General features: G+C 72.7%; 18 protein-coding genes. 11 read left to right on the top strand and 7 right to left on the bottom strand.

The annotated features are described in order from the left end of the window. The first annotated feature begins 41 nt into the window (after window positions 1-41). Window positions 42-1,301, top strand: coding sequence for an MFS transporter (locus tag FBY23_RS23240; protein ID WP_222117925.1), 1,260 nt, complete (start codon window positions 42-44; stop codon window positions 1,299-1,301). A 42-nt stretch (window positions 1,302-1,343) separates the two neighbouring features. Then, entirely contained in the window at window positions 1,344-2,747 is a 1,404-nt protein-coding gene (locus FBY23_RS23235) for a phosphatidylserine/phosphatidylglycerophosphate/cardiolipin synthase family protein (RefSeq protein ID WP_141800305.1), read from the top strand. Window positions 2,748-2,804: 57 nt separating this feature from the next. Here the strand turns inward: FBY23_RS23235 and FBY23_RS23230 are convergent, their stop codons facing one another. Further along, window positions 2,805-4,409 carry an ABC-F family ATP-binding cassette domain-containing protein gene (locus FBY23_RS23230; RefSeq protein ID WP_141800304.1) on the bottom strand — a complete coding sequence of 535 codons (1,605 nt, stop codon included), beginning with the start codon at window positions 4,407-4,409 and terminating at the stop codon, window positions 2,805-2,807. Between the two features lie 249 nt (window positions 4,410-4,658). On the opposite strand from FBY23_RS23230, the gene FBY23_RS23225 reads away from it, so the two are divergent. From FBY23_RS23225 to FBY23_RS23210, 4 genes are read left to right on the top strand one after another with little or no spacing between them, the layout of a single operon-like run. Continuing rightward, window positions 4,659-5,294, top strand: coding sequence for an ABC transporter ATP-binding protein (locus FBY23_RS23225; RefSeq protein ID WP_141800303.1), 636 nt, complete (start codon window positions 4,659-4,661; stop codon window positions 5,292-5,294). A gap of 7 nt (window positions 5,295-5,301) precedes the next feature. Beyond that, on the top strand, window positions 5,302-6,789 hold the full coding sequence (locus tag FBY23_RS23220; protein WP_141800302.1) for a DUF6297 family protein: 1,488 nt from the start codon (window positions 5,302-5,304) through the stop codon (window positions 6,787-6,789). A 56-nt stretch (window positions 6,790-6,845) separates the two neighbouring features. Beyond that, complete coding sequence (locus tag FBY23_RS23215) at window positions 6,846-7,601, top strand: SDR family oxidoreductase (RefSeq protein ID WP_141800301.1); 756 nt, start codon at window positions 6,846-6,848, stop codon at window positions 7,599-7,601. A 14-nt stretch (window positions 7,602-7,615) separates the two neighbouring features. Beyond that, entirely contained in the window at window positions 7,616-8,833 is a 1,218-nt protein-coding gene (locus tag FBY23_RS23210; protein WP_141800300.1) for an acetyl-CoA C-acetyltransferase, read from the top strand. Window positions 8,834-8,995: 162 nt separating this feature from the next. Here FBY23_RS23210 and typA read toward each other — a convergent pair whose 3' ends face one another. After that, complete coding sequence (typA, locus tag FBY23_RS23205; protein ID WP_141800299.1) at window positions 8,996-10,900, bottom strand: translational GTPase TypA; 1,905 nt, start codon at window positions 10,898-10,900, stop codon at window positions 8,996-8,998. A gap of 66 nt (window positions 10,901-10,966) precedes the next feature. Between typA and FBY23_RS23200 the strand changes: the two genes are divergently transcribed. After that, window positions 10,967-11,656, top strand: a complete 690-nt coding sequence (locus FBY23_RS23200; RefSeq protein WP_141800298.1) for an aspartate/glutamate racemase family protein — start codon at window positions 10,967-10,969, stop codon at window positions 11,654-11,656. Window positions 11,657-11,701: 45 nt separating this feature from the next. On the opposite strand, the gene FBY23_RS23195 is transcribed toward FBY23_RS23200, so the two are convergent. The 3 genes from FBY23_RS23195 to FBY23_RS26770 are packed head-to-tail and all read right to left on the bottom strand — an operon-like array spanning window position 11,702 to window position 13,353. After that, window positions 11,702-11,953, bottom strand: a complete 252-nt coding sequence (locus FBY23_RS23195) for a PqqD family protein (RefSeq protein ID WP_160158345.1) — start codon at window positions 11,951-11,953, stop codon at window positions 11,702-11,704. Further along, window positions 11,946-12,908 (bottom strand): hypothetical protein, encoded by a 963-nt coding sequence (locus FBY23_RS23190; RefSeq protein ID WP_141800296.1) that lies wholly within the window; start codon window positions 12,906-12,908, stop codon window positions 11,946-11,948. The genes FBY23_RS23195 and FBY23_RS23190 overlap by 8 nt, the downstream gene beginning before the upstream one ends. A gap of 10 nt (window positions 12,909-12,918) precedes the next feature. Further along, complete coding sequence (locus FBY23_RS26770; RefSeq protein ID WP_260806600.1) at window positions 12,919-13,353, bottom strand: lasso peptide biosynthesis B2 protein; 435 nt, start codon at window positions 13,351-13,353, stop codon at window positions 12,919-12,921. A 264-nt stretch (window positions 13,354-13,617) separates the two neighbouring features. Between FBY23_RS26770 and FBY23_RS23180 the strand changes: the two genes are divergently transcribed. After that, window positions 13,618-14,721, top strand: a complete 1,104-nt coding sequence (locus FBY23_RS23180) for a nucleotidyltransferase family protein (RefSeq protein WP_160158343.1) — start codon at window positions 13,618-13,620, stop codon at window positions 14,719-14,721. Here FBY23_RS23180 and FBY23_RS23175 read toward each other — a convergent pair. Next, on the bottom strand, window positions 14,708-15,457 hold the full coding sequence (locus tag FBY23_RS23175) for an SDR family NAD(P)-dependent oxidoreductase (RefSeq protein ID WP_141800293.1): 750 nt from the start codon (window positions 15,455-15,457) through the stop codon (window positions 14,708-14,710). The two genes, FBY23_RS23180 and FBY23_RS23175, sit on opposite strands and share 14 nt — an antisense overlap. A 103-nt stretch (window positions 15,458-15,560) precedes the next feature. On the opposite strand from FBY23_RS23175, the gene mshA reads away from it, so the two are divergent. Genes mshA through FBY23_RS23160 form a run of 3 tightly spaced genes read left to right on the top strand, consistent with a single transcriptional unit; the run spans window position 15,561 to window position 18,156 of the window. Further along, window positions 15,561-16,841, top strand: a complete 1,281-nt coding sequence (mshA, locus tag FBY23_RS23170) for a D-inositol-3-phosphate glycosyltransferase (protein ID WP_141800292.1) — start codon at window positions 15,561-15,563, stop codon at window positions 16,839-16,841. After that, a complete protein-coding gene (locus tag FBY23_RS23165) occupies window positions 16,838-17,317 on the top strand; it encodes a YbjN domain-containing protein (RefSeq protein ID WP_141800291.1) in 480 nt (159 codons plus the stop codon). Before mshA ends, FBY23_RS23165 begins: the two co-directional genes overlap by 4 nt. After that, window positions 17,314-18,156 (top strand): oxaloacetate decarboxylase, encoded by an 843-nt coding sequence (locus FBY23_RS23160; RefSeq protein WP_260806516.1) that lies wholly within the window; start codon window positions 17,314-17,316, stop codon window positions 18,154-18,156. Before FBY23_RS23165 ends, FBY23_RS23160 begins: the two co-directional genes overlap by 4 nt. 39 nt (window positions 18,157-18,195) lie before the next feature. Here the strand turns inward: FBY23_RS23160 and FBY23_RS23155 are convergent, their stop codons facing one another. Next, the gene (locus FBY23_RS23155) at window positions 18,196-19,029 is read right to left on the bottom strand and encodes a hypothetical protein (RefSeq protein WP_141800289.1); all 834 of its coding nucleotides are present in this window, start codon (window positions 19,027-19,029) and stop codon (window positions 18,196-18,198) included. Between the last annotated feature and the right edge of the window lie 26 nt (window positions 19,030-19,055).

Raw genomic sequence — 19,055 nt, 5'->3', positions numbered from 1 at the left:
AGACATTGGACGTATGCGAGCTCGCGGCGCACCCTGATCCGGTGAGCAGGAACGCGACCATCGACCAGTCCCACGTCGCGACCGGGGGACATGCCCCCGGCAGTGCGGGATACCGGCGGATCATGGCGGCGATGTTCGCCGCGGGCATGGCGACCTTCGTCCTCCTCTACGCGACCCAGGCACTGCTGCCCGAGCTGCACACGACCTTCCACGTCAGCCCGACCCAGGCGACGTTGAGCATGTCGCTGACCACCGCCGGTCTCGCGCTCGGGCTGCTCGTCGCCGGCCCGGCGTCCGAGGTCGTGGGACGCACGCCGTTGATCGTCGGCTCGACCTGGGCAGCGACGCTCGTGGCCTGCCTGACGCCGTTCGCCCCGTCCTGGCAGGCGTTCCTGGGCCTGCGGCTGCTCGAGGGCGTGGTCCTCGCGGGCCTGCCCGCGGTGGCGACGGCGTACCTGCGCGAGGAGCTGCACGCCAGCGCCCTGGCCAGGGCGACCGGCCTCTACATCGGCGGTACGGCGCTCGGCGGCATGGCCGGCCGCCTGCTGACCGCGCCGGTGGCCGACCTCGCCGGCTGGCGGTGGGCGATGGCGAGCGCCGCCGTCTTCGCCCTCGGCTGCGCCGTCGCGGTCACCGTCGCGCTCCCGGCGTCCCGCAACTTCACCCCACGCCCGCGCGGGGGCGCCCAGCTCCGGTCGATGGCCCGGGTGGCGCTCCGCGACCCGGCGCTGCGCAGTCTCTACCTGCTCGGTGCCTGCGCGGTCGGCACGCTGGTCGCGGTCTTCAACGCCCTCGGGTTCCGGCTGACCACCGCGCCCTTCCACCTCAGCCTGGGCGCGATCAGCCTCCTCTACCTGGTCTACCCGCTCGGCACGGTCAGCTCGATGGTCTCCGGCGCCCTGGCCGATCGCCTCGGGCGCCGCGCGGTGCTGCCGTCGGGGTGTGCGCTGGCCGTCCTCGGCGTCCTGCTCACCCTGCTCCCGTCGCTGGGCGCGATCGTGCTCGGCCTCGCCTGCCTGACCGCCGGCTTCTTCGTGATGCACGGCCTCGCCAGCGGCTGGGTGGCCGTCCGGGCCCACCTGGCGGGGGCGAGCGCGAGCCAGGCGGCCGCCTTCTACCTGTGCGCCTACTACGTCGGCTCGTCGGTCTTCGGCAGCTTGGGCGGGACGGCGTGGTCGGCGTACGGCTGGGGTGGTGTGGGGCTCCTCGCCCTCGCCCTGCTCGCCTGCGCGGGCGTGGCGACCGCCCGGTTGCGACGGATCCCGGTACTTCCGGGTTCACCGCTCCCTGCCCTTGGGTAGTGTCCCTGCGACAGCTGCGTCGATGGAGGGGGATGCGAGATCGTGGGGACTGCGTGGGGGATCGCGGCCGCTGGCCGTAGGACGCGGACGCGGCTGGCAGCGGCCCTCGCCCTGCTGCTGACGCTGACGGTGCTGGTCGCCGGTCACGGCAGTCTCACCCCGGCCGCGGCGGCGCCGCTCGCGGCCCCGGCGGCGTCCCCGCTCGAGGCTCCGGTGGCGAGGAACGAGCCGAACCCGGCGTACGTCGTGAAGCCCGGCATCACCTTCAACCACCCGTTCCGCAACGGGCAGCGCGGCAAGATCCACCGCAAGATCGTCAAGACGCTCAAGAACGTGCCGGCCGGTGGCCAGGTCCGGGTGATCACCTGGAACTTCGACTCGCCGTACCTCGCGCACAAGTTCATCGCCGCTCACGAGCGCGGCGTCTCGGTCCAGATCATCATGTCGCGCGGCCTCGCCCGCTCGCAGGGCGGCAACCTCGCTCGGTCGTACCCGATGATGCTGCGGGCCTTCGCACGCGGCAACAAGGACCGGCCGCCCGAGCTGCGCAGCTGGATCCGCACCTGCAAGCAGACCTGCCGCGGCAAGCGGGGTTCGATGCACTCCAAGCTGATGCTGGTCAACCGCTCGGGGGCGACGAACTGGATCGTCATGCAGGGATCCGGCAACTTCACCGGCGCGGCCGCCGTCCAGCAGTTCAACGACTGGACCACCGTCACCGAGAACCAGGCGCTCTACGACGGCTGGATGCAGATGTGGGACCAGGCCACCCAGGACCGGAACTTCCCGGCGATGCGGTTCACGACCGGCAACGTCACGACCATGTTCGCGCCCCACAAGCGCGAGATCGACCCGGCCCTGAGCGTGCTCAACAAGGTGCAGTGCGCCGGCGCGACCAACACCGCGAGCGGACGCACCAAGGTGCGCATCGCCAACGCCGTGTGGGGCGAGGCGCGCGGCGCCCGGATCGCGCGGAAGGCCCGTGAGCTCGATCGTGCCGGCTGCGACGTCGAGATCGTCTTCATGATGATGCAGCGCCACATCCGCGGGATCCTCAAGGGCATGCGGGCCAAGCAGATGGTCTACATCACCGGTCTGACGGCCAACAAGTTCAAGGACCGCTACGTCCACATGAAGGGCCTGGCCGTGCAGGGCAACGTCGACGGGCGACCGGACGGCAACGTCGTGCTCTCCAGCAGCGAGAACTGGACCCAGCTCGGCTGGCACTCCGACGAGGAGAACATCATCATCCGCGGCGACGCGGCGATGACGCAGAAGTACGTCGATCACGTGGACCTCATCTACCGCGAGGCGCCGCGCAAGCTCAGCAACTACGTGAACTCCGCCGATCCCGACCCGGACCCGCGGCCCGACAGCTACGTCGACCAGGGCTACCTCGGCCCGAAGGACTACCCGTTCCACGAGCTCGAGGCCGAGCTCGACTGAGCCTCGAGGCTGAGCCCGTGAATGCCCCGCGCACCCATCGGTGCGCGGGGCATGGCGTCACCGGTCGTCGAGCGACGCCTGCTGGGAGAGCCGGCCGGCCGCATCGAGCACCAGGACCAGGTCGAGCCCGAGGCTGCGCAGGAACCGGTGGTCGTGGCTCACGACCAGCAGCGCGCCGCGGTAGCCGGAGAGCGCCTCGGTCAGCTGGTCCACGCTGGCCACGTCGAGGTTGTTCGTCGGCTCGTCGAGGATCAGCAGCTCGGCGGGTGGCTCGGCGAGCAGCAGGGTCGCCAGGGAGACGCGGAACCTCTCGCCGCCGGACAGCGAGGCGACCGGACGGTCGACGCTCGAGCCGCGCAGGAGCATCCGTCCGAGCTGGTTGCGGATGGCGGCGTCCGGTGCTCCCGGAGCGACCCGTCGTACGTTCGCCACCGCGTCCGCGCTCTCGTCGAGCCCGTCGAGGCGTTGAGGCAGGAAGCCGAACCGGTCGGTCAGGATCCGGCCGGCCGGCGCCCCCGGCCCGGGCGGTCGACCGTGGACGAGGTGCTCGAGCAGGGTCGACTTGCCGGCCCCGTTCGGGCCGACGAGCGCGATCCGCTCCGGTCCTTGGGCCACGATGGTGCGGCCGTCCTGGCTCAGCTCGAGCAGGCGCCGGCTGCGCGGGACGGCCGGGTCGGGCAGGGCCAGGCTGATGTGCTCCTCCCGGCGGACCCGGGCATCGGCGGAGTCGACGGCGGCCTGGGCGGCGAGCACCTTGTCGTCGAGGGTCGAGCGCAGGGAGCCGGCGGCGTTCTGGGCCTTGCTGGCCCGGTTGCCGGCCAGGATCCGCGGGATGCCGCCGTCCTTCTGCGTCTTCCGGGCCGTGCGTTCGCGGCGTGCCAGCTTGGTCTCCGCCTCGGCACGCTGCCTGCGCTCGACCTTCAGCGCCTGCTGCGCGGAACGGGCCGCCTGCTGCGCGGCCGCCTGCTCCTGGTCGACGTGAGCGCGCCAGGAGCTGTAGGGACCGCCGAAGGTGGACAGCTCGCTGCCACGCAGCTCCGCCGTGTGGTCGACGTGCTCGAGCAGGTCGAGATCGTGGCTGACGATCACGAGCGTGCCGGGCCACTGGTCGACGAACTCCGCCAACCGCGCGCGGGTCGGGCGGTCGAGGTTGTTCGTCGGCTCGTCGAGCAGGGTGATCGGCGTACGCCTCACCCGCATGCCGGTGATCGCGATGAGCATCGCCTCGCCGCCGGACAGCTCGGCGACCCGTCGCCCGAGGTCACCGACGCCGAAGCCGATCTGGTCCAGGAGCTCGGCGGCGCGGGACTCGATGTCCCAGTCGTCGCCGATCGCCTCGAAGTGCCGCTGGTCGACGTCACCCCGCTCGATCGCGTCGATCGCGTCGACGACATCGCGGATGCCGAGGAGGTCGGCGATCGTCGTCTCGGAATGGAGGGTGAGGGTCTGGGGCAGGTAGCCGACGTCGCCGGTGGTGATGATCTGGCCGGACGTGGGCCGCAGGAGGCCGGCGACCAGGCGCAGCAGGGTCGACTTCCCGGCGCCGTTGCGGCCCACCAGGCCGACACGTCCGGCGTTCAGGGAGCCGTCGAGGTGGGAGAGCGCGACCGTCCCGTCCGGCCACTCGAAGGTGACGTCGCGCAGGGTGATGACAGGGGACATGACTGGGTCCGTTCGTGAGGGGCGGACGACGGAGCGGCCGCTCGCGCGCGGCGGCGGTGCGGCGTCGTCGGGCCCGGATGAGGGTGACGTCGGGTCCGGACCGGTGTGCGGGCAGGCAGCGACAGCGCCCGCGAAGGTGGGCGCCGGCCACGGATCCGCCGCCCGGTCCGGGCGGCTAGCGTCTGTCGACCTCGATCAGCACGGCACCAGGCTAGCGGTGCGTCACGCCCGGCCTGACATCCTGACGGGGTGAGCGAAGCAGTGCTGTCGGTGCGCGGGCTCGCGCGTTCGTTCGGTGAGCACCGGGTCCTCGCGGACCTCGACCTCGAGGTGCGGACCGGCTCGGCCGCGGTGCTCGTCGGCCCCAACGGCGCCGGCAAGTCGACCGCCCTGCGCTGCATCACCGGCGCCGACCAGCCGGACGCCGGGACGGTCGAGGTGCTGGGGGAGCCGCTCGACGAGCGCTCCCCGACGATCCGGGCGGCGATGGCCGTCGTCATGGACGACCTCGACTTCTTCCCGGACCTCACCGTCGTCGAGCACCTCGACCTCTTCGCGCGCGCCCATCGCACCCCGGACGCCGACGCCGTGGTCGACGACGTGCTCGACGAGGTCGGCCTGACCGCGCAGTCCGGGCAGCTGCCGACCTCACTCTCCTCGGGCCAACGTCGCCGGCTCGCGCTGGCCAGCGCGTTCGTCCGGCCGAGGCGGCTGCTCGTCCTCGACGAGCCCGAGCAGCGTCTCGACCAGGACGGCCTGGCCTGGCTGGCCGAGCGCCTGCTCGCCGAGAAGGTCGCGGGGCTGGCGATCGTGCTGGCCAGCCACGCCCCGGCGCTCGTGGACGCGATCGCCGACGACGTGGTCAGCCTGGCGCGACACTCGTGAGCGCCTCGTGAGGGCCACCGAGGCGGGCGAGCTCCGGGCCGACATCCGGTTCTGGCGCCGCAGCCGCCGCACCCTGTCCCTGGGCGAGGCGCTGCAGGACCTGTACATCGGCGTCTTCGCGGTGCTGATGCTCGGCTCGATGCTGGTCAGCGTCCTGGTGAACCTCTCCGACGTCGGCGACCGGGCGTGCGTGGCCTCCGACTGCGCCGCGGCCCGGTCGCTGCTGCCGTGGCTGGTGGTCGGCACCCTGCTGGCGGTGCTCTGGTCGCTGGCCCGGATGGTCGGCCCGGTCGCGGTCAGCCCGGGCGTGGCCGCGTGGCTGCTGCCGAGCCCGGTCGACCGCGGCGAGCTGCTCCGCGGCCGCGCCAGGGGTACGACGCTGCTGGCCGCGGCCCTCGTCGCCCCTGTCGCCGCGGGCGCCGCCGTCCTGGCCGGCTACGGCGTCGGGACGTTGGCCCTGTTCACGGCGGGCGCGGCCGGGCTGTCGTCGTACGGCGTCGGGGCGCTGGTGCAGGCCCAAGCGTCTGCTCGGGGGAGCCACCCGGCCCGGCTGCTCGGCCCGGTCAGCCTGCTGGCAGTGGGTGCCGGTCTCGGTGCGATCGCGGTGTCGAGGGCTCCCGAGGTCACGACTGGTCCGTTCGTTCGGGTGGCGTCGATGGGCGTGCTCGGCCTGCTCGGTGCGGGTGTGGCCACGGTCCTGGTCCGCGCCGGCGTGCTCGCGGCCCGCCTGCGCCGCCGCGACGTCGCCCCGGGCGGCGCCCTCGTGCCGGGGCTCGGTGGCGCGCTGGCGACACTCGACCTGGCCCTCATGTTCGACGTGCTGGTCGCCCACGCCAGCAGCCGGCGCGGGTCCGTCCGTCCGCGGCGCGGTGGTCCGTCCGGTCTCGCCGCCCTCGCCTGGCGCGACGTGATCCGGCTCCGCCGCCAGCCGGGCCGGCTCGTGCTGCTGGCCGGCTCGCTCGTCGTGCCGTACGCCGTCGCCGCGGTCGGCGGCCGGGTCGTGGTGGTGCTCGTCGAGGTGGTCGTCTGCTTCGTCCTCGTCGTGCCGTTCCTGGTCGCACTGCGGGTGCTGACCCGGTCCTCGGGCATGGCCCGGATGTTCCCGGCGGGGCTGGGGGCGACCCGGGCGGCGGCGGTCGTCGTACCGGGGACGCTGCTGGTCGTGCACGGACTGCTCAGTGTGCCTGCGCTGCACCGCACGATCATCGCGCCGGCCGCCGACCTCGCCCTGCTCGGCGCCGCGTCGGGCGTCGGCGGCCTCGCGGCCGGCGTGCGCTGGGTGACGGGCCGGCCGCCGGACTACGGCCGCCCGCTGGTCTCGACGCCCGCGGGGGGAGTGCCCACGAACCTCTACGGCAGTGTGCTTCGCGGCGTCGACATCGCGGTGCTGACGGCCCTGCCGATGCTGCTGAGCCCGACCTCTGGCGGCGCCGTGGTGTCGCTCGCGGTGTCGGTCGGCGTCATCGGCTATCTGTGCAGCAGGCGGTCAACCTAGCACTTGCTTGGTTCATCCCTTATGATCCTCCGTCGGAGGACGACGAAAGGGATTCCGTGGCGTACAGCATCGACATGACCGGCCAGGTGGTCCTCGTGACCGGCGGGGGCAAGGGCGTGGGCGACGGCATCGTGCAGGCCTTCCTCGAGGCCGGTGCGGCGGTGGAGATCTGCGGGCGGAGCACGCCGGACTCCCTTCGCGACGGCGTGCACTTCTCGCCCGTGGACGTGCGCGAGGCCGACCAGGTCGAGGCGTGGGTCGCCGACCTCGTACGCCGCCGCGGCCGCATCGACGTCGCGGTCAACAACGCCGGGGGGTCGCCCTTCGCGCAGTTCGACGCGGGCTCGCCGCGCTTCCACGCCAAGATCAACGACCTCAACTTCATGTCCGCGGTCTACGTCGGCCTCGCCGTGCGCCCGCACCTGAAGGAGACCGGCGGGTCGATGGTCAACATCACCTCGATCTCCGCGCGCCGCGCCAGCCCCGGCACCGCCGTCTACGGCGCCGCGAAGGCCGCCCTCGAGAGCCTCACCACCAGCCTCGGCGTCGAGTGGGCGCCCGAGGTCCGCGTGAACGCGGTGAGCTGCGGGCTGGTCGAGACGCCCGGCTCGGTCGACCACTACGGCGACGCGGAGCAGTTCGCCGCGGTCGCCGCCACCATCCCGCGGGGCGTCTTCGCCACGCCGCTCGAGGTCGGGCAGGCCTGCGTGTTCCTGTCCTCGCCGCTGGCCACCCACATCACCGGAGCCGTCCTCAACGTCGACGGTGGCGGCGAGTGGCCCGCCTTCCTCCAGCACACCCCCAACGCCTGAGTCAGGAGCTCTCCGTGCCCGAAGCCGTCATCGTCTCCGCCGCCCGTTCGCCGATCGGCCGTGCCTACAAGGGCTCGCTGCGCGAGATGCGGCCCGACGACCTCGCCGCCCAGATGGTCGACGCGGCGCTGTCCGCCGTACCCGAGCTGGACCGCACCCTCGTCGAGGACCTGATGATGGGCTGCGCGCAGCCCGCCGGCGAGCAGGGCTACAACATCGGCCGCATGGTCGCGATGCGCCTGGGCCTCGACGGCGTCCCCGGCACCACCGTGCACCGCTACTGCGCGTCGTCGCTGCAGGCCACCCGGATGGCGCTGCACGCCATCCGGGCCGGAGAGGGCGACGTCTTCGTCGCTGCCGGCGTCGAGACCGTCTCCCGGTTCCAGTACGGCAAGGCCGACGGGATGCCGGACACCCGCAACCCGCTGTACGCCGACGCCGCCGAGCGCGCCGCCGCCAAGGCGCTGGCCCGCGAGCCGTGGGTCGACCCGCGCTCGCTCGGCGAGCTCCCGGACGTCTACCTCGCGATGGGAGAGACCGCCGAGAACGTCGCCCGCTACTGCAACGTCTCGCGCGAGGCGCAGGACGAGTACGCCGTGCGCAGCCAGAACCTCGCCGAGGCCGCCGCCCAGCGCGGGTTCTGGAAGACCGACATCACGCCGGTCACCCTCGCCGACGGCACCGTCGTCGACACCGACGACGGCCCGCGCGCCGGCGTCACCCTCGAGAAGGTCGCCTCGATGGCGCCGGTCTTCCACCCCGAGGGCACCGTCACCGCCGCCAACTGCTGCCCGCTCAACGACGGCGCCGCCGCGCTGGTCGTCATGAGCGACACCCGCGCCGCCGAGCTCGGCATCACGCCGCTGGCCCGCGTCGTGTCCACCGGCGTCTCCGCGCTGAGCCCCGAGATCATGGGCCTGGGCCCGGTCGAGGCCAGCCGCCAGGCGATCGCCCGCGCCGGCCTTTCCGTCGGCGACATCGACCTCGTCGAGATGAACGAGGCCTTCGCCGCCCAGGTGCTGCCCTGCATCGACCAGCTCGGCCTCGACCTCGACCGCGTCAACGTCAACGGCGGCGCGATCGCGCTCGGCCACCCGTTCGGCTCCACCGGCGCCCGGATGGCCACCACACTGATCCACGGCCTGCAGGAGCGCGACGCGCAGTTCGGTCTCGAGACCATGTGCGCCGCCGGCGGCCAGGGCATGGCGATGGTGCTCGAGCGCCTCAGCTGATCCGCCGCTGGCCCCCAAACCGTTCGATCGAACGGTTCGGGGGAGTTTGCGGGCCACAAGTCCCCCAAACCGTTCGATCGAACGGTTTGGGGCCCCGAAAACGCCAGACCCCGCCCCGGGAAACCCGAGGCGGGGTCTGTCACGTTCGCGGCGGCGTACCCGCTACTTGTTGGCCTTCTTGGCGCGGCTGGCGGCCTTGGCACGCTCGTTGGCGTCGAGGTTGACCTTGCGGATGCGCACGGTCTCGGGGGTGATCTCCACGCACTCGTCCTCGCGGCAGAACTCCAGGCACTGCTCGAGGGAGAGCTTCTTCGGCGGGATGAGCTTCTCGAAGTTGTCGGAGGTGGCGGACCGGATGTTGGTCTGCTGCTTCTCCTTGGTGATGTTGACGTCCATGTCGTCGGCGCGGGAGTTCTCGCCGACGATCATGCCCTCGTAGACCTCGGTCGACGGCTCGACGAAGAGCACGCCGCGCTCCTGCAGCGAGGTCATGGCGTACGCCGTCGCCGCGCCCGAGCGGTCGGCGACGAGCGAGCCCGACTGGCGGCTGCGGATCTCGCCGGCCCACGGGAAGTAGCCCTCGGAGATCGAGTGCGCGATGCCGGTGCCGCGGGTCTCGGTGAGGAAGTCGGTGCGGAAGCCGATCAGGCCACGGGCGGGGACGATGAACTCCATCCGCACCCAGCCGGTGCCGTGGTTGGTCATGCCCTCCATCCGGCCCTTGCGGTTGGCAAGGAGCTCGGTGATGGTGCCGAGGAACTCCTCCGGCGCGTCGATGGTGAGCCGCTCGAAGGGCTCGTGCGTCTTGCCGTCGACCTCGCGTACGACGACCTGCGGCTTGCCGACGGTCAGCTCGTAGCCCTCGCGGCGCATCTGCTCGACCAGGATCGCCAGCGCCAGCTCGCCGCGGCCCTGGACCTCCCACGCGTCGGGACGCTCGGTGGGCAGCACGCGGAGCGAGACGTTGCCGATCAGCTCGGAGTCGAGGCGGTCCTTGACCAGGCGGGCGGTGACCTTGTGGCCCTTGCCGCCCTTGCCCACCAACGGCGAGGTGTTGGTGCCGATGGTCATCGAGATGGCCGGCTCGTCGACGTGGATGAGCGGCAGCGCGATCGGGTTCTCCGGGTCGGCGAGGGTCTCGCCGATGGTGATCTCCGGGATGCCGGCGACGGCGACGATGTCACCGGGACCGGCCGACTCGCCGGGCTTGCGCTCGAGGCCCTCGGTGATGAGGAGCTCGGTGATCTTGACGTTCTTGGTCACGCCGTCGCGGTTGATCCACGCGACGTTCTGGCCCTTCCTCAGGTTGCCCTGCTTGATGCGCAGCAGCGCGAGGCGACCCAGGAAGGGGGAGGCGTCGAGGTTGGTGACGTGGGCCTGCAGGGGCGCCTCGTCGTCGTACTCCGGCGCAGGGATGGTCTCCAGGATGGTCCGGAAGAGCGGCTCGAGGTCGCTGCCCTCGGGCAGGGTGCCGTTCTCGGGCTTGGTGAGCGAGGCGATGCCGGCCTTGCCCGAGGCGTAGACGACCGGGAAGTCGAGCGCGTCCTGCGAGTGCGAGTCGTCGAGCAGGTCCATGAACAGCTCGTAGGTCTCGTCGACGACCTCGTCGATCCGGGCGTCGCCGCGGTCGGTCTTGTTGACCACGAGGATCACCGGCATGTCGGCGTTGAGCGCCTTGCGCAGCACGAAGCGGGTCTGGGGCAGCGGGCCCTCGGACGCGTCGACCAGCAGCACGATGCCGTCGACCATCGACAGGCCGCGCTCGACCTCGCCGCCGAAGTCGGCGTGGCCGGGGGTGTCGATGATGTTGATGACCATGTCGCCGTCGGCCATCTCCTGCGCGGAGGGGCCGCGGTAGTGGACCGCGGTGTTCTTCGCGAGGATGGTGATGCCCTTCTCGCGCTCGAGGTCACCGGAGTCCATCACGCGCTCGGCGACGCCCTCGGCCTGGTGCGCGCTGAAGGCACCGGCCTGGTGCAGCATCGCGTCGACGAGGGTCGTCTTGCCGTGGTCGACGTGGGCGACGATGGCGACGTTGCGGAGATCGGTACGACGAGTCTGGGACACGAGGGTTCAGCCTACTTGCGTCGGACCTTCCTCCTCGCATCGTCGGCCGCACCCTAGACTCGGCCCATGCAGACCATCGGCCTCGTCGGCGGCATGTCCTGGGAGAGCAGTGCGGCGTACTACGAGGCGCTGAACCGCGGTGTCGAGGAGCGTCTCGGCGGCTTCCACTCTGCGCAGAGCGTGATGGCCTCCGTCGACTTCGCCGAGGTCACCCGGCTCCAGGAGGCCGAGGACTGGGACGGCGTCGCGGCCATCCTGCGCGCCGCCGCGGAGTCGGTCGAGCGCGCCGGCGCCGACTTCCTGATGCTGTGCACCACCACGTTCCACCGGGTCGCCGAGCAGGTCCAGGACGCCGTCTCGATCCCGCTGCTGCACCTCGGCGACGTCGTCGCCGAGGCCTGCAAGGCCGAGGGCGTCCAGAGCGTCGCCCTCCTCGGCACCAAGTTCGCGATGTCGCGCACCTTCTTCACCGACCGGATCGCCCGGCACGGCCTGTCGGTGATCGTCCCGGACGAGGGGCACCACGACGAGCTGAACCGCATCATCTACGACGAGCTGGTGCACGGGAAGGTCGTCGACGACTCCCGCCGCGCCGTCGTCGGCATGATCAGCGAGGCCTGGGACGCCGGCGCCGGCGGCGTGATCCTCGGCTGCTCCGAGCTCGAGCTGCTCATCCGCCAGGCGGACTCCGAGATCCCCGTGTTCCCCTGCACCACGCTGCACGTCACGGCCGCGCTGGACCGCGCGCTCGCCTGACCGGCGTGACCGGCGTGACCGGCGGGGCCAGAGTGAGCCCCCCGGCTACGCCGCGCGCACCATCCGCTTGCTGCGCAGCTGCTCGAGGAACGCCACGACGTCGTCGTGGCACAGCTCGGCGGTGACGTCGTACTCCGCCGCGACCAGCGCGCACAGCTCACCGAGCCCGCGCGGCTCGGCCAGGTGGCGCCACAGGCTGGCCGCGACGCCCTTGACCGCGTAGTACTCGCCCTGGTCGACGCCCATCATCACGAACTCCTCGCCCATCTCCACGGCGTGGAGGGCGGGATCACGCACCCATCGTTCGGGTCGGTCTCGTCGCATGGTGCTCCTCTCGGATCGCGCGCCGACCCGAGGGCGCCTGGGGGGTGGTGGAGTGGATGTCGGTGAGGATCGCGTCGGCGGAGTCGACGACCGAGTCGATGCCGCGGGGCCGGTCGACCCGCGCGAGGCGGGTGGTGCGAACCAGGTCGGCGCTGCGCGCGAGGTGGGTACGACGCAGCTCGCCGACGAGGACCTCGTTGCGGTAGCTGTGCTCGTGCAGTCCGGCGAAGGCCGCCGCCCCCGTCACGGGTACGACGCGCAGCGGGCCGTCGTGCCGGTCGAGGACGTAGATCCACCGGATGGGCACCGGCGTCAGGGACCCGGCGCGGTCCAGCGGCACGTGGAACTTCTGGAACCGGTCGTCGACCCGGTCCAGGCCGGTGGCCGGCAGGCCGAGCCGGTCCAGGGCGTCCTGCCAGAGCTTGATCCGCGGCCAGCCCGGGATCGCGCGGCCCGCGGCGTCGACGGGCACGACGTCGTCGCTGAGGACCAGGTGTCCGCGACGGTGCATCTCGGCGGCGAGCGTGGACTTGCCGGCGCCGGAGTGACCGAGGACCACCGCGCAGCCGCCGTCGACGACGAAGGCGTTGCCGTGCAGGACGAGCAGGCCGCGCTGCGTGAGCAGGCAGCCAAGGGCCGAGCCGAGCAGGAACAGCCGCAGCGCGTCCTCGGACGCGCCCGGAGCGGCCTCGACGGTGATCAGGGCGCCGTCGGAGCAGGCGTAGCGCCCGACCTCGGGTACGTCCATCCCGATCCGCCCGCCGTCGACCCACAGCCCGCGAGGCAGCAGGACGGCGCCGGCCGAGGGAGGTGCGACCGGTCCCAGCCGTACGACGACATCGGGCGAGGACGCGGAAAGGGCGGGCTCGCGCGCGAGGTCGGGCAGCGGGAGGTCGCTGTCGATGAGGAGTCCGTAGCCGGCGTACATGGTCGAGGCCTCAGGGGTGCCAGCCGAAGCTGCCGACCGGGGTCCACTCGCGCACCGAGCCGCCGGTGACGGTGACCGTCCCGACGGTGACCCAGGCGTGTGCGAGGAGCTCACCGGCGTCCCCGCGCAGCAGTCCGAAGACGACGGTGTGCGGCACCCGTGCGCCGCGCAGCAGGATGCGCGCGGTCAGGGCCTGCGGGTAGCAGTCGGAGGTCCAGGGCGTCCGCGTGGCGGCGTACCGGACCGCCCGCCCGACCGCCCGGGCGCGCGCGAGGTCTCGCGCCGACGCTTCCGGAGGCGCCGGGGGCCCTGCTGCGCCCGGTGCGGCGGGCTCGCCGAGCAGGCGACGTACCGCACCGAACGGCAGGACGACCGTCAGCAGCCGGGTGGCGCCGAGCAGGCACCACGCGACCGCCGTGGCAGCAGCGAACTTCGGAGAGGTCAGCTGCCGAGCCCGAGGGTGATGTCGATGTCGATGTCGATGCCCTGGGTCGCCGTGACGCTCAGGGTCTCCAGGACGGGTGCAACGTAGGCCAGCTTCATGTGAGCTCCTCGGGGTGCAGGACGGAGGGAGGGAGTGCTCCGTCAGCGGTGCAACGCAACTGTGCTCCCGCAGGACACGCCCACGTGGGCGGTTCCTCCGTTTTTTAACCTTCCCGGCCGCACCGTTCCCCCGACGCCGCCGCGGAGCGCGTGCCACGCTCACGGCGTGAACACCGCTCTCGACCTGCTCTGCCGAATGGCGAGCAGTGCGCTCGATGCGGAGGAAGGCCGCCCGGTGCGGCCAGTCCCGCTCGGCGAGGTGCCGCTGCGCGACCTCCTCGAGACGGTACGACGGCACCGCGTTCCCGAGCTGCTGTCATCGCGCGCCGGCGAGCTCGGCCTGCCGGCCGAGGTGCTCCGCGTCCTCGACGCGATGGTCGCGGGCTCGCGCCAGCGCCACCTGGTGCACACCTTCGAGACCGTCCGCGCCTGGCGGCTCCTCGACGAGGCCGGCATCGACGCGCTGGTGTTCAAGGGCATCCCGCTGTCCGTGCTGACGACCGGGCGCCCCGACGCCCGGGGTGCGGGCGACGTCGACCTGCTGGTGCGGCCGGAGGCGGCCGCCGACGCCCACCGACTGCTGACCGCCTCCGGCTGGGCGCTGCACGAGCGAGGCCGGATCGAGCCCGGGATGTGGGCCTGGCGGCACGTGCAGCGCTGGGGCCACACGCTGACCTACCTCGGCGCGGGCGCCGACGTCGACCTGCACTGGCGCCTCGACGCCATGCCCGGCGCCCAGCCGGAGACCGACGACCTGCTCGCCCGCCGGACGACGGTCGAGGTCGGCGGGACCGAGGTGCCGACCCTGGCGCCCGCCGACGCGTTCCGGCACCTCGCCGGGCACCGCGAGGGCTGGATCTGGCTCCGCACCCTGGTCGACCTGCGGCGGCTGGCCCGCGACCCGGCGGTCTTCGCGCAGGACCTGCCCGTCCCGGCGCTCACGTCGCTGGCCGCGGCCCGCGCGACGGTCGGCCTGCCCGCCACCGTGCCGGCCGGCGTACGGGCCGCGCTGGACCGGATCCCCGACGCCGCGCTGGCCCGGGCCCGCGCCCACCACGAGCAGCCGGTCGCGATCTTCGGCGGGGCCCACGCCGCGCGCGAGGTGCGCAACGGCATGGCCTCGGTACGACGACCGCGCGACGTCCAGCAGCTCGCGATCACCCTCGTGCTGCCCCCGCACGCAGCCCTGCCCATCCGCTCCGCCACCGCGTGGGGCGGGGTGCCGCGCGCGGTGGCGCTGCGCACCCGGAGGCTGGTCAGTCGCCGCTGACCCGGTGCACCTTGTGGGCCGCGGCCTGGGCGCGTGGCTTGATGACCAGTTCGTCGATGTTGACGTGTGCGGGCCGGGTGGCGACCCAGGTGATCGCGTCCGCCACGTCGTCGGCCACCAGCGGCTCCGCGACACCGGCGTAGACCGCGTCGGCGCGGGCCTGGTCGCCGCCGAACCGGGTGAGCGCGAACTCGTCCGTGCGGACCAGCCCCGGCGCCACCTCGCAGACCCGGACCGGCTGGTCGAACAGCTCGAGGCGCAGCGTCTCGGTGACGACCTTGGTGCCGTGCTTGGCAGCGGTGTAGCCGGCCCCGCCCTCGTAGGCGATCCGGCCCGCGGTCGAGCCCACGTTGACGATCACGCCCGCGCCGCTGGCCACCAGCGCCGGCAGCAGCGCCTTGGTCACCTGCATCAGGCCGAGCACGTTGACGTCGTACATCCGGCGCCACTCGTCGGCCTCCGCCTCAGCCACGGGCGCGAGTCCGAACGCGCCACCGGCGTTGTTGACCAGTACGTCGAGCCGTGGGCCGACCGCTGCGGCCAGCCCGGCCACCGACTCCGGGGAGGTCACGTCGCAGACCACGGCCCGGCCGCCGATCTCGGCGGCCAGCGCCTCGATCCGGTCGGCCCGGCGGGCCGCGCAGACGACCTCGAAGCCCTCGCGGGCGAGGTGGCGGGCGGTCGCGGCGCCGATGCCGCTGGACGCGCCGGTGACGACGGCGAGGCGGGAGGTCATGGACCCCATCTTCGTGGATCGGGAATGCCGGGCACACTGGCAGGGTTGACCGATTGACCTGGAACAGGTCGACCGAGCAGCGGGACGAGCACGAGGAGGCGCGATGGGGGAGTCGGCGATCGGCCGGGTCGCGATGATCAGCCTGCACACCTCCCCGCTCGACCAGCCGGGCACGGGCGACGCGGGCGGCATGAACGTCTACGTCGTCGAGCTCGCCCGGCGCCTCGCCGAGCAGGGCACCGCGGTCGACATCTTCACCCGGGCCACCAGCTCCCGGCTCGACCCCGTCGTCCCCGTCGGCGACGGCGTGACCGTGCACAACGTGCACGCCGGCCCGTTCGAGGGGCTCACCAAGGACCAGCTGCCCGGCCAGCTGTGCGTGTTCGCCCGCGAGGTGCTGCGTGCCGAGGCCGCCCACCCGGCCGGCCACTTCGACGTCGTCCACTCCCACTACTGGCTCTCCGGCCAGGTCGGCGCGCTGGCCCGCGACCGGTGGGGCGTCCCGCTGGTCCACTCCATGCACACCATGGCCAAGGTCAAGAACGAGGCGCTGGCCGTCGGCGACACCCCCGAGCCGCAGGCCCGCGTGATCGGCGAGGAGCAGGTCGTCGAGGCCGCCGACGTGCTCATCGCCAACACCGACCTCGAGGCCAAGCAGCTGATCAACCTGTACGACGCCGACCCGGGCCGGGTCGAGGTCGTCCACCCCGGCGTCGACACCGACGTGTTCCGGGCCCGCACCCCCGCCGAGCAGGCCCGCGCCCGTCGCGAGCGCCAGCTCGCCGACGACGCGCTGGTCCTGCTCTTCGCCGGCCGGATCCAGCCGCTCAAGGCCCCCGACGTGCTGCTCCGCGCGGTCGCCGAGCTGCTCCTCCGACGCCCCGACCTGCGCTCCCGCCTGGTCGTGCCCGTCGTCGGCGGCCCGTCCGGCAGCGGGCTCGAGCGCCCGACGGCCCTGGCCAACCTGGCTGCCGAGCTGCGCATCGACGACGTCGTCCGGTTCGTGCCGCCGGTGCCGCAGCACGAGCTCGCCGGTTGGTACGCCGCCTCCACGCTCGTCGCCGTCCCGTCCTACAACGAGTCCTTCGGCCTGGTCGCCGCCGAGGCGCAGGCCTGCGGCGCACCGGTCGTCGCCGCCGCCGTCGGCGGGCTGACCACCGTCGTACGCGACGGCCGCAGCGGACTGCTCGTCGACACCCACGAGCCCCACGACTGGGCCCTCGCGCTGGAGCGCGTGGTCGCCGACCCGGCGTACCGCGACCGCCTGGCCGGCGGCGCGCTCGAGCAGGCCCGGCAGTTCTCGTGGGAGGCGACCGCCACTCATACGGTGGAGGTCTACGAGCGCGCCCACGCGCTCCTGCGGCAGGAGGCCCGCGTCGGATGAGTCCCGTTGACGTCGTACGCACCTGGCTCGAGGACAACGAGATCGGGTTCGAGGAGACCGAGGACGGCACGTTCAGCTTCTCGCTCCCCGGTGAGAGGAAGCTGCAGACACCCGTCCGGCTCGACCTCGGCCCCCACTCGCTCGGCATCCACGCCTTCGTGTGCCGCCGCCCCGACGAGCAGTTCGAGCGCGTCTACCGCTGGCTGCTCGAGCGCAACATGAAGATGTACGCCGTCGCGTTCGGCATCGACCACCACGGCGACATCTACCTCGACGCCCGCCTGCCGCTGTCCTCGGTCACGACCGACGACCTCGACCGGCTGCTCGGCTCGGTGCTGACCTACGCCGACGAGGCGTTCAACACCATCCTCGAGCTCGGCTTCGAGTCGTCCATCCGCAAGGAGTGGGCCTGGCGGATCGAGCGCGGCGAGTCGACCGCCAACCTGGAGGCGTTCCGCGGGTGGCTCGAGCAGTGACGAGCATCGCGGAGCGCCGTACTGCCTTCCGGGCGCTCCACGAGGCCGGCTGCTTCGTGCTACCCAACCCCTGGGACCGCGGCTCGGCCCGCTACCTCGAGCACCTCGGCTTCGCCGCACTGGCCACGACGAGCTCGGGCGCCGCCTGGAGCCGAGGTCGTCCCGACGGCTCGGCAACCCGCGACGAGGTGCTCGACCACCTCGCCGACATCGTCGCCGCCACCGGCCTGCCGGTGAACGCCGACTTCGAGGACGGGTACGGCGACAGCGCCGACCGGGTCGCCGAGAGCGTGGCCCTCGCGGTGGAGACGGGCGTGGCCGGGCTGTCGATCGAGGACGCGAGCGACGGGGTCACCCTCGACCTCGACGTCGCGGTGGAGCGGCTCAGCGCCGCCCGGGAGGCGATCGACGCCAGCGGCCACGACGTGGTCCTGGTCGGGCGGGCCGACGGCTTCTTCAACGCCAGCCCCGACCTCGCCGACATCCTGACCCGGCTGCGCGCCTTCGCCGCGGCCGGCGCCGACTGTCTCTACGCCCCGGGCATCGGCGACCCGGACGCGATCCGGGCGATCGTCGAGGCGGTCGCGCCGAAGCCGGTCAACGTCCTCGTCGGCGCCCAGAGCGAGGTGACGCTCGCCGGCCTCGCGGCGCTCGGCGTACGCCGGATCAGCGTCGGCGGTGCGCTCGCCCGGGCCGCCTGGGGCGGCTTCGAGGCCGCGGCGACGCGTCTGGCGCAGGGCCGGTTCGACGGCTTCGACCGCGCGGTCCCGGGCGCCGACCTCAACGCCCTGTTCGCGGACCGGCCCGGCACGGGGCCGGAGGCGGACCAGCCGAGCTGATCCGCCTCCGGTGTCCCCGGTCTCCCGGTGTGCCGCGGCTCAGCGGCGGACCCGCCACTTCGCCACGGCGGGCGTGGACTCGACCTGACCGTTGTCGCCGACCGAGCGGACCCGGACCTTGTGCTTGCCGGGCTTGAGCCTGTTCACCGTGAGCGGTGAGGCACACGCCTTCCAGGCCTTCTTGTCCACCTTGCACTCGAAGGTGACGTTCGGCTTGTTCGCCGTGAACCCGATCGTCGCGGAGCGCTTCTTGGTGACCTTCTTCGGCTTGCTGGTGATGGTCGTCTCGCCGGGCGCGTCGTCGGTGGCGATCGTCAGGCTGAACCCGCCGGTCAGCTGCCCGGTGTACACGCCCAGGTCGTCGGCGGCGTAGAGGGTCCAGGTGCCGTTCGCGTTGCCGCCGTCGAAGACCGACAGGCGGTCCGCGAACGTCGTCCCCGCCGGCAGGGTGTCGTTCGCAGGCTCGTACTCGCTCGGCTTGTACGTGCCCGTCGGGCATGCCGCGTTGGTCGGCATCGTGGTGCCCGCGTCGTCGTCGATCGTGAGGAAGGCGCCGGCGAGGGGAGTGGCGCTGGTGCCGCACGCATCGGACATCAGGCGCACGACTCGGGAGGATCCCGGTGCCTGGAGGTAGATGTCGAGGTCGCGGGGCCAGGTGTGGACCACGTTGTTGAGCGTGACGTCGACGTCGGTGATGACGCCCGGCAGGTTGGTGACGTCGAGCGTGGCCGTGGTGATGCTGGCGTCGGGTACGACGACCGGTGCCGGGTGGGTGACGGTGCGGACGGCCGCCTGAGCAGGATGTGCGGTGGCGAGGCCGGCGAGGCCTCCGAGAGAGATGACGCCTGCGGTCATCAGCGCGAGTCGGCGCATGGCTGGAACCTTTCCGAGGGGGTGGT

Source organism: Nocardioides sp. SLBN-35 (assembly GCF_006715725.1).
Classification (GTDB): domain Bacteria; phylum Actinomycetota; class Actinomycetes; order Propionibacteriales; family Nocardioidaceae; genus Nocardioides.
Note: the sequence above shows the minus strand (reverse complement) of the source record. Positions and strands in the feature narration are given on the sequence as shown.

Excerpts from the sequence above, each read along its gene's own strand:
- FBY23_RS23230 (WP_141800304.1), bottom strand. The coding sequence starts at position 4,409 with ATGTCCCCTGTCATCACCCTGCGCGACGTCACCTTCGAGTGGCCGGAC.
- FBY23_RS23200 (WP_141800298.1), top strand. The coding sequence starts at position 10,967 with ATGCAGACCATCGGCCTCGTCGGCGGCATGTCCTGGGAGAGCAGTGCG.
- FBY23_RS23190 (WP_141800296.1), bottom strand. The coding sequence starts at position 12,908 with ATGTACGCCGGCTACGGACTCCTCATCGACAGCGACCTCCCGCTGCCC.
- FBY23_RS23175 (WP_141800293.1), bottom strand. The coding sequence starts at position 15,457 with ATGACCTCCCGCCTCGCCGTCGTCACCGGCGCGTCCAGCGGCATCGGC.
- mshA (WP_141800292.1), top strand. The coding sequence starts at position 15,561 with ATGGGGGAGTCGGCGATCGGCCGGGTCGCGATGATCAGCCTGCACACC.
- FBY23_RS23165 (WP_141800291.1), top strand. The coding sequence starts at position 16,838 with ATGAGTCCCGTTGACGTCGTACGCACCTGGCTCGAGGACAACGAGATC.
- FBY23_RS23155 (WP_141800289.1), bottom strand. The coding sequence starts at position 19,029 with ATGCGCCGACTCGCGCTGATGACCGCAGGCGTCATCTCTCTCGGAGGC.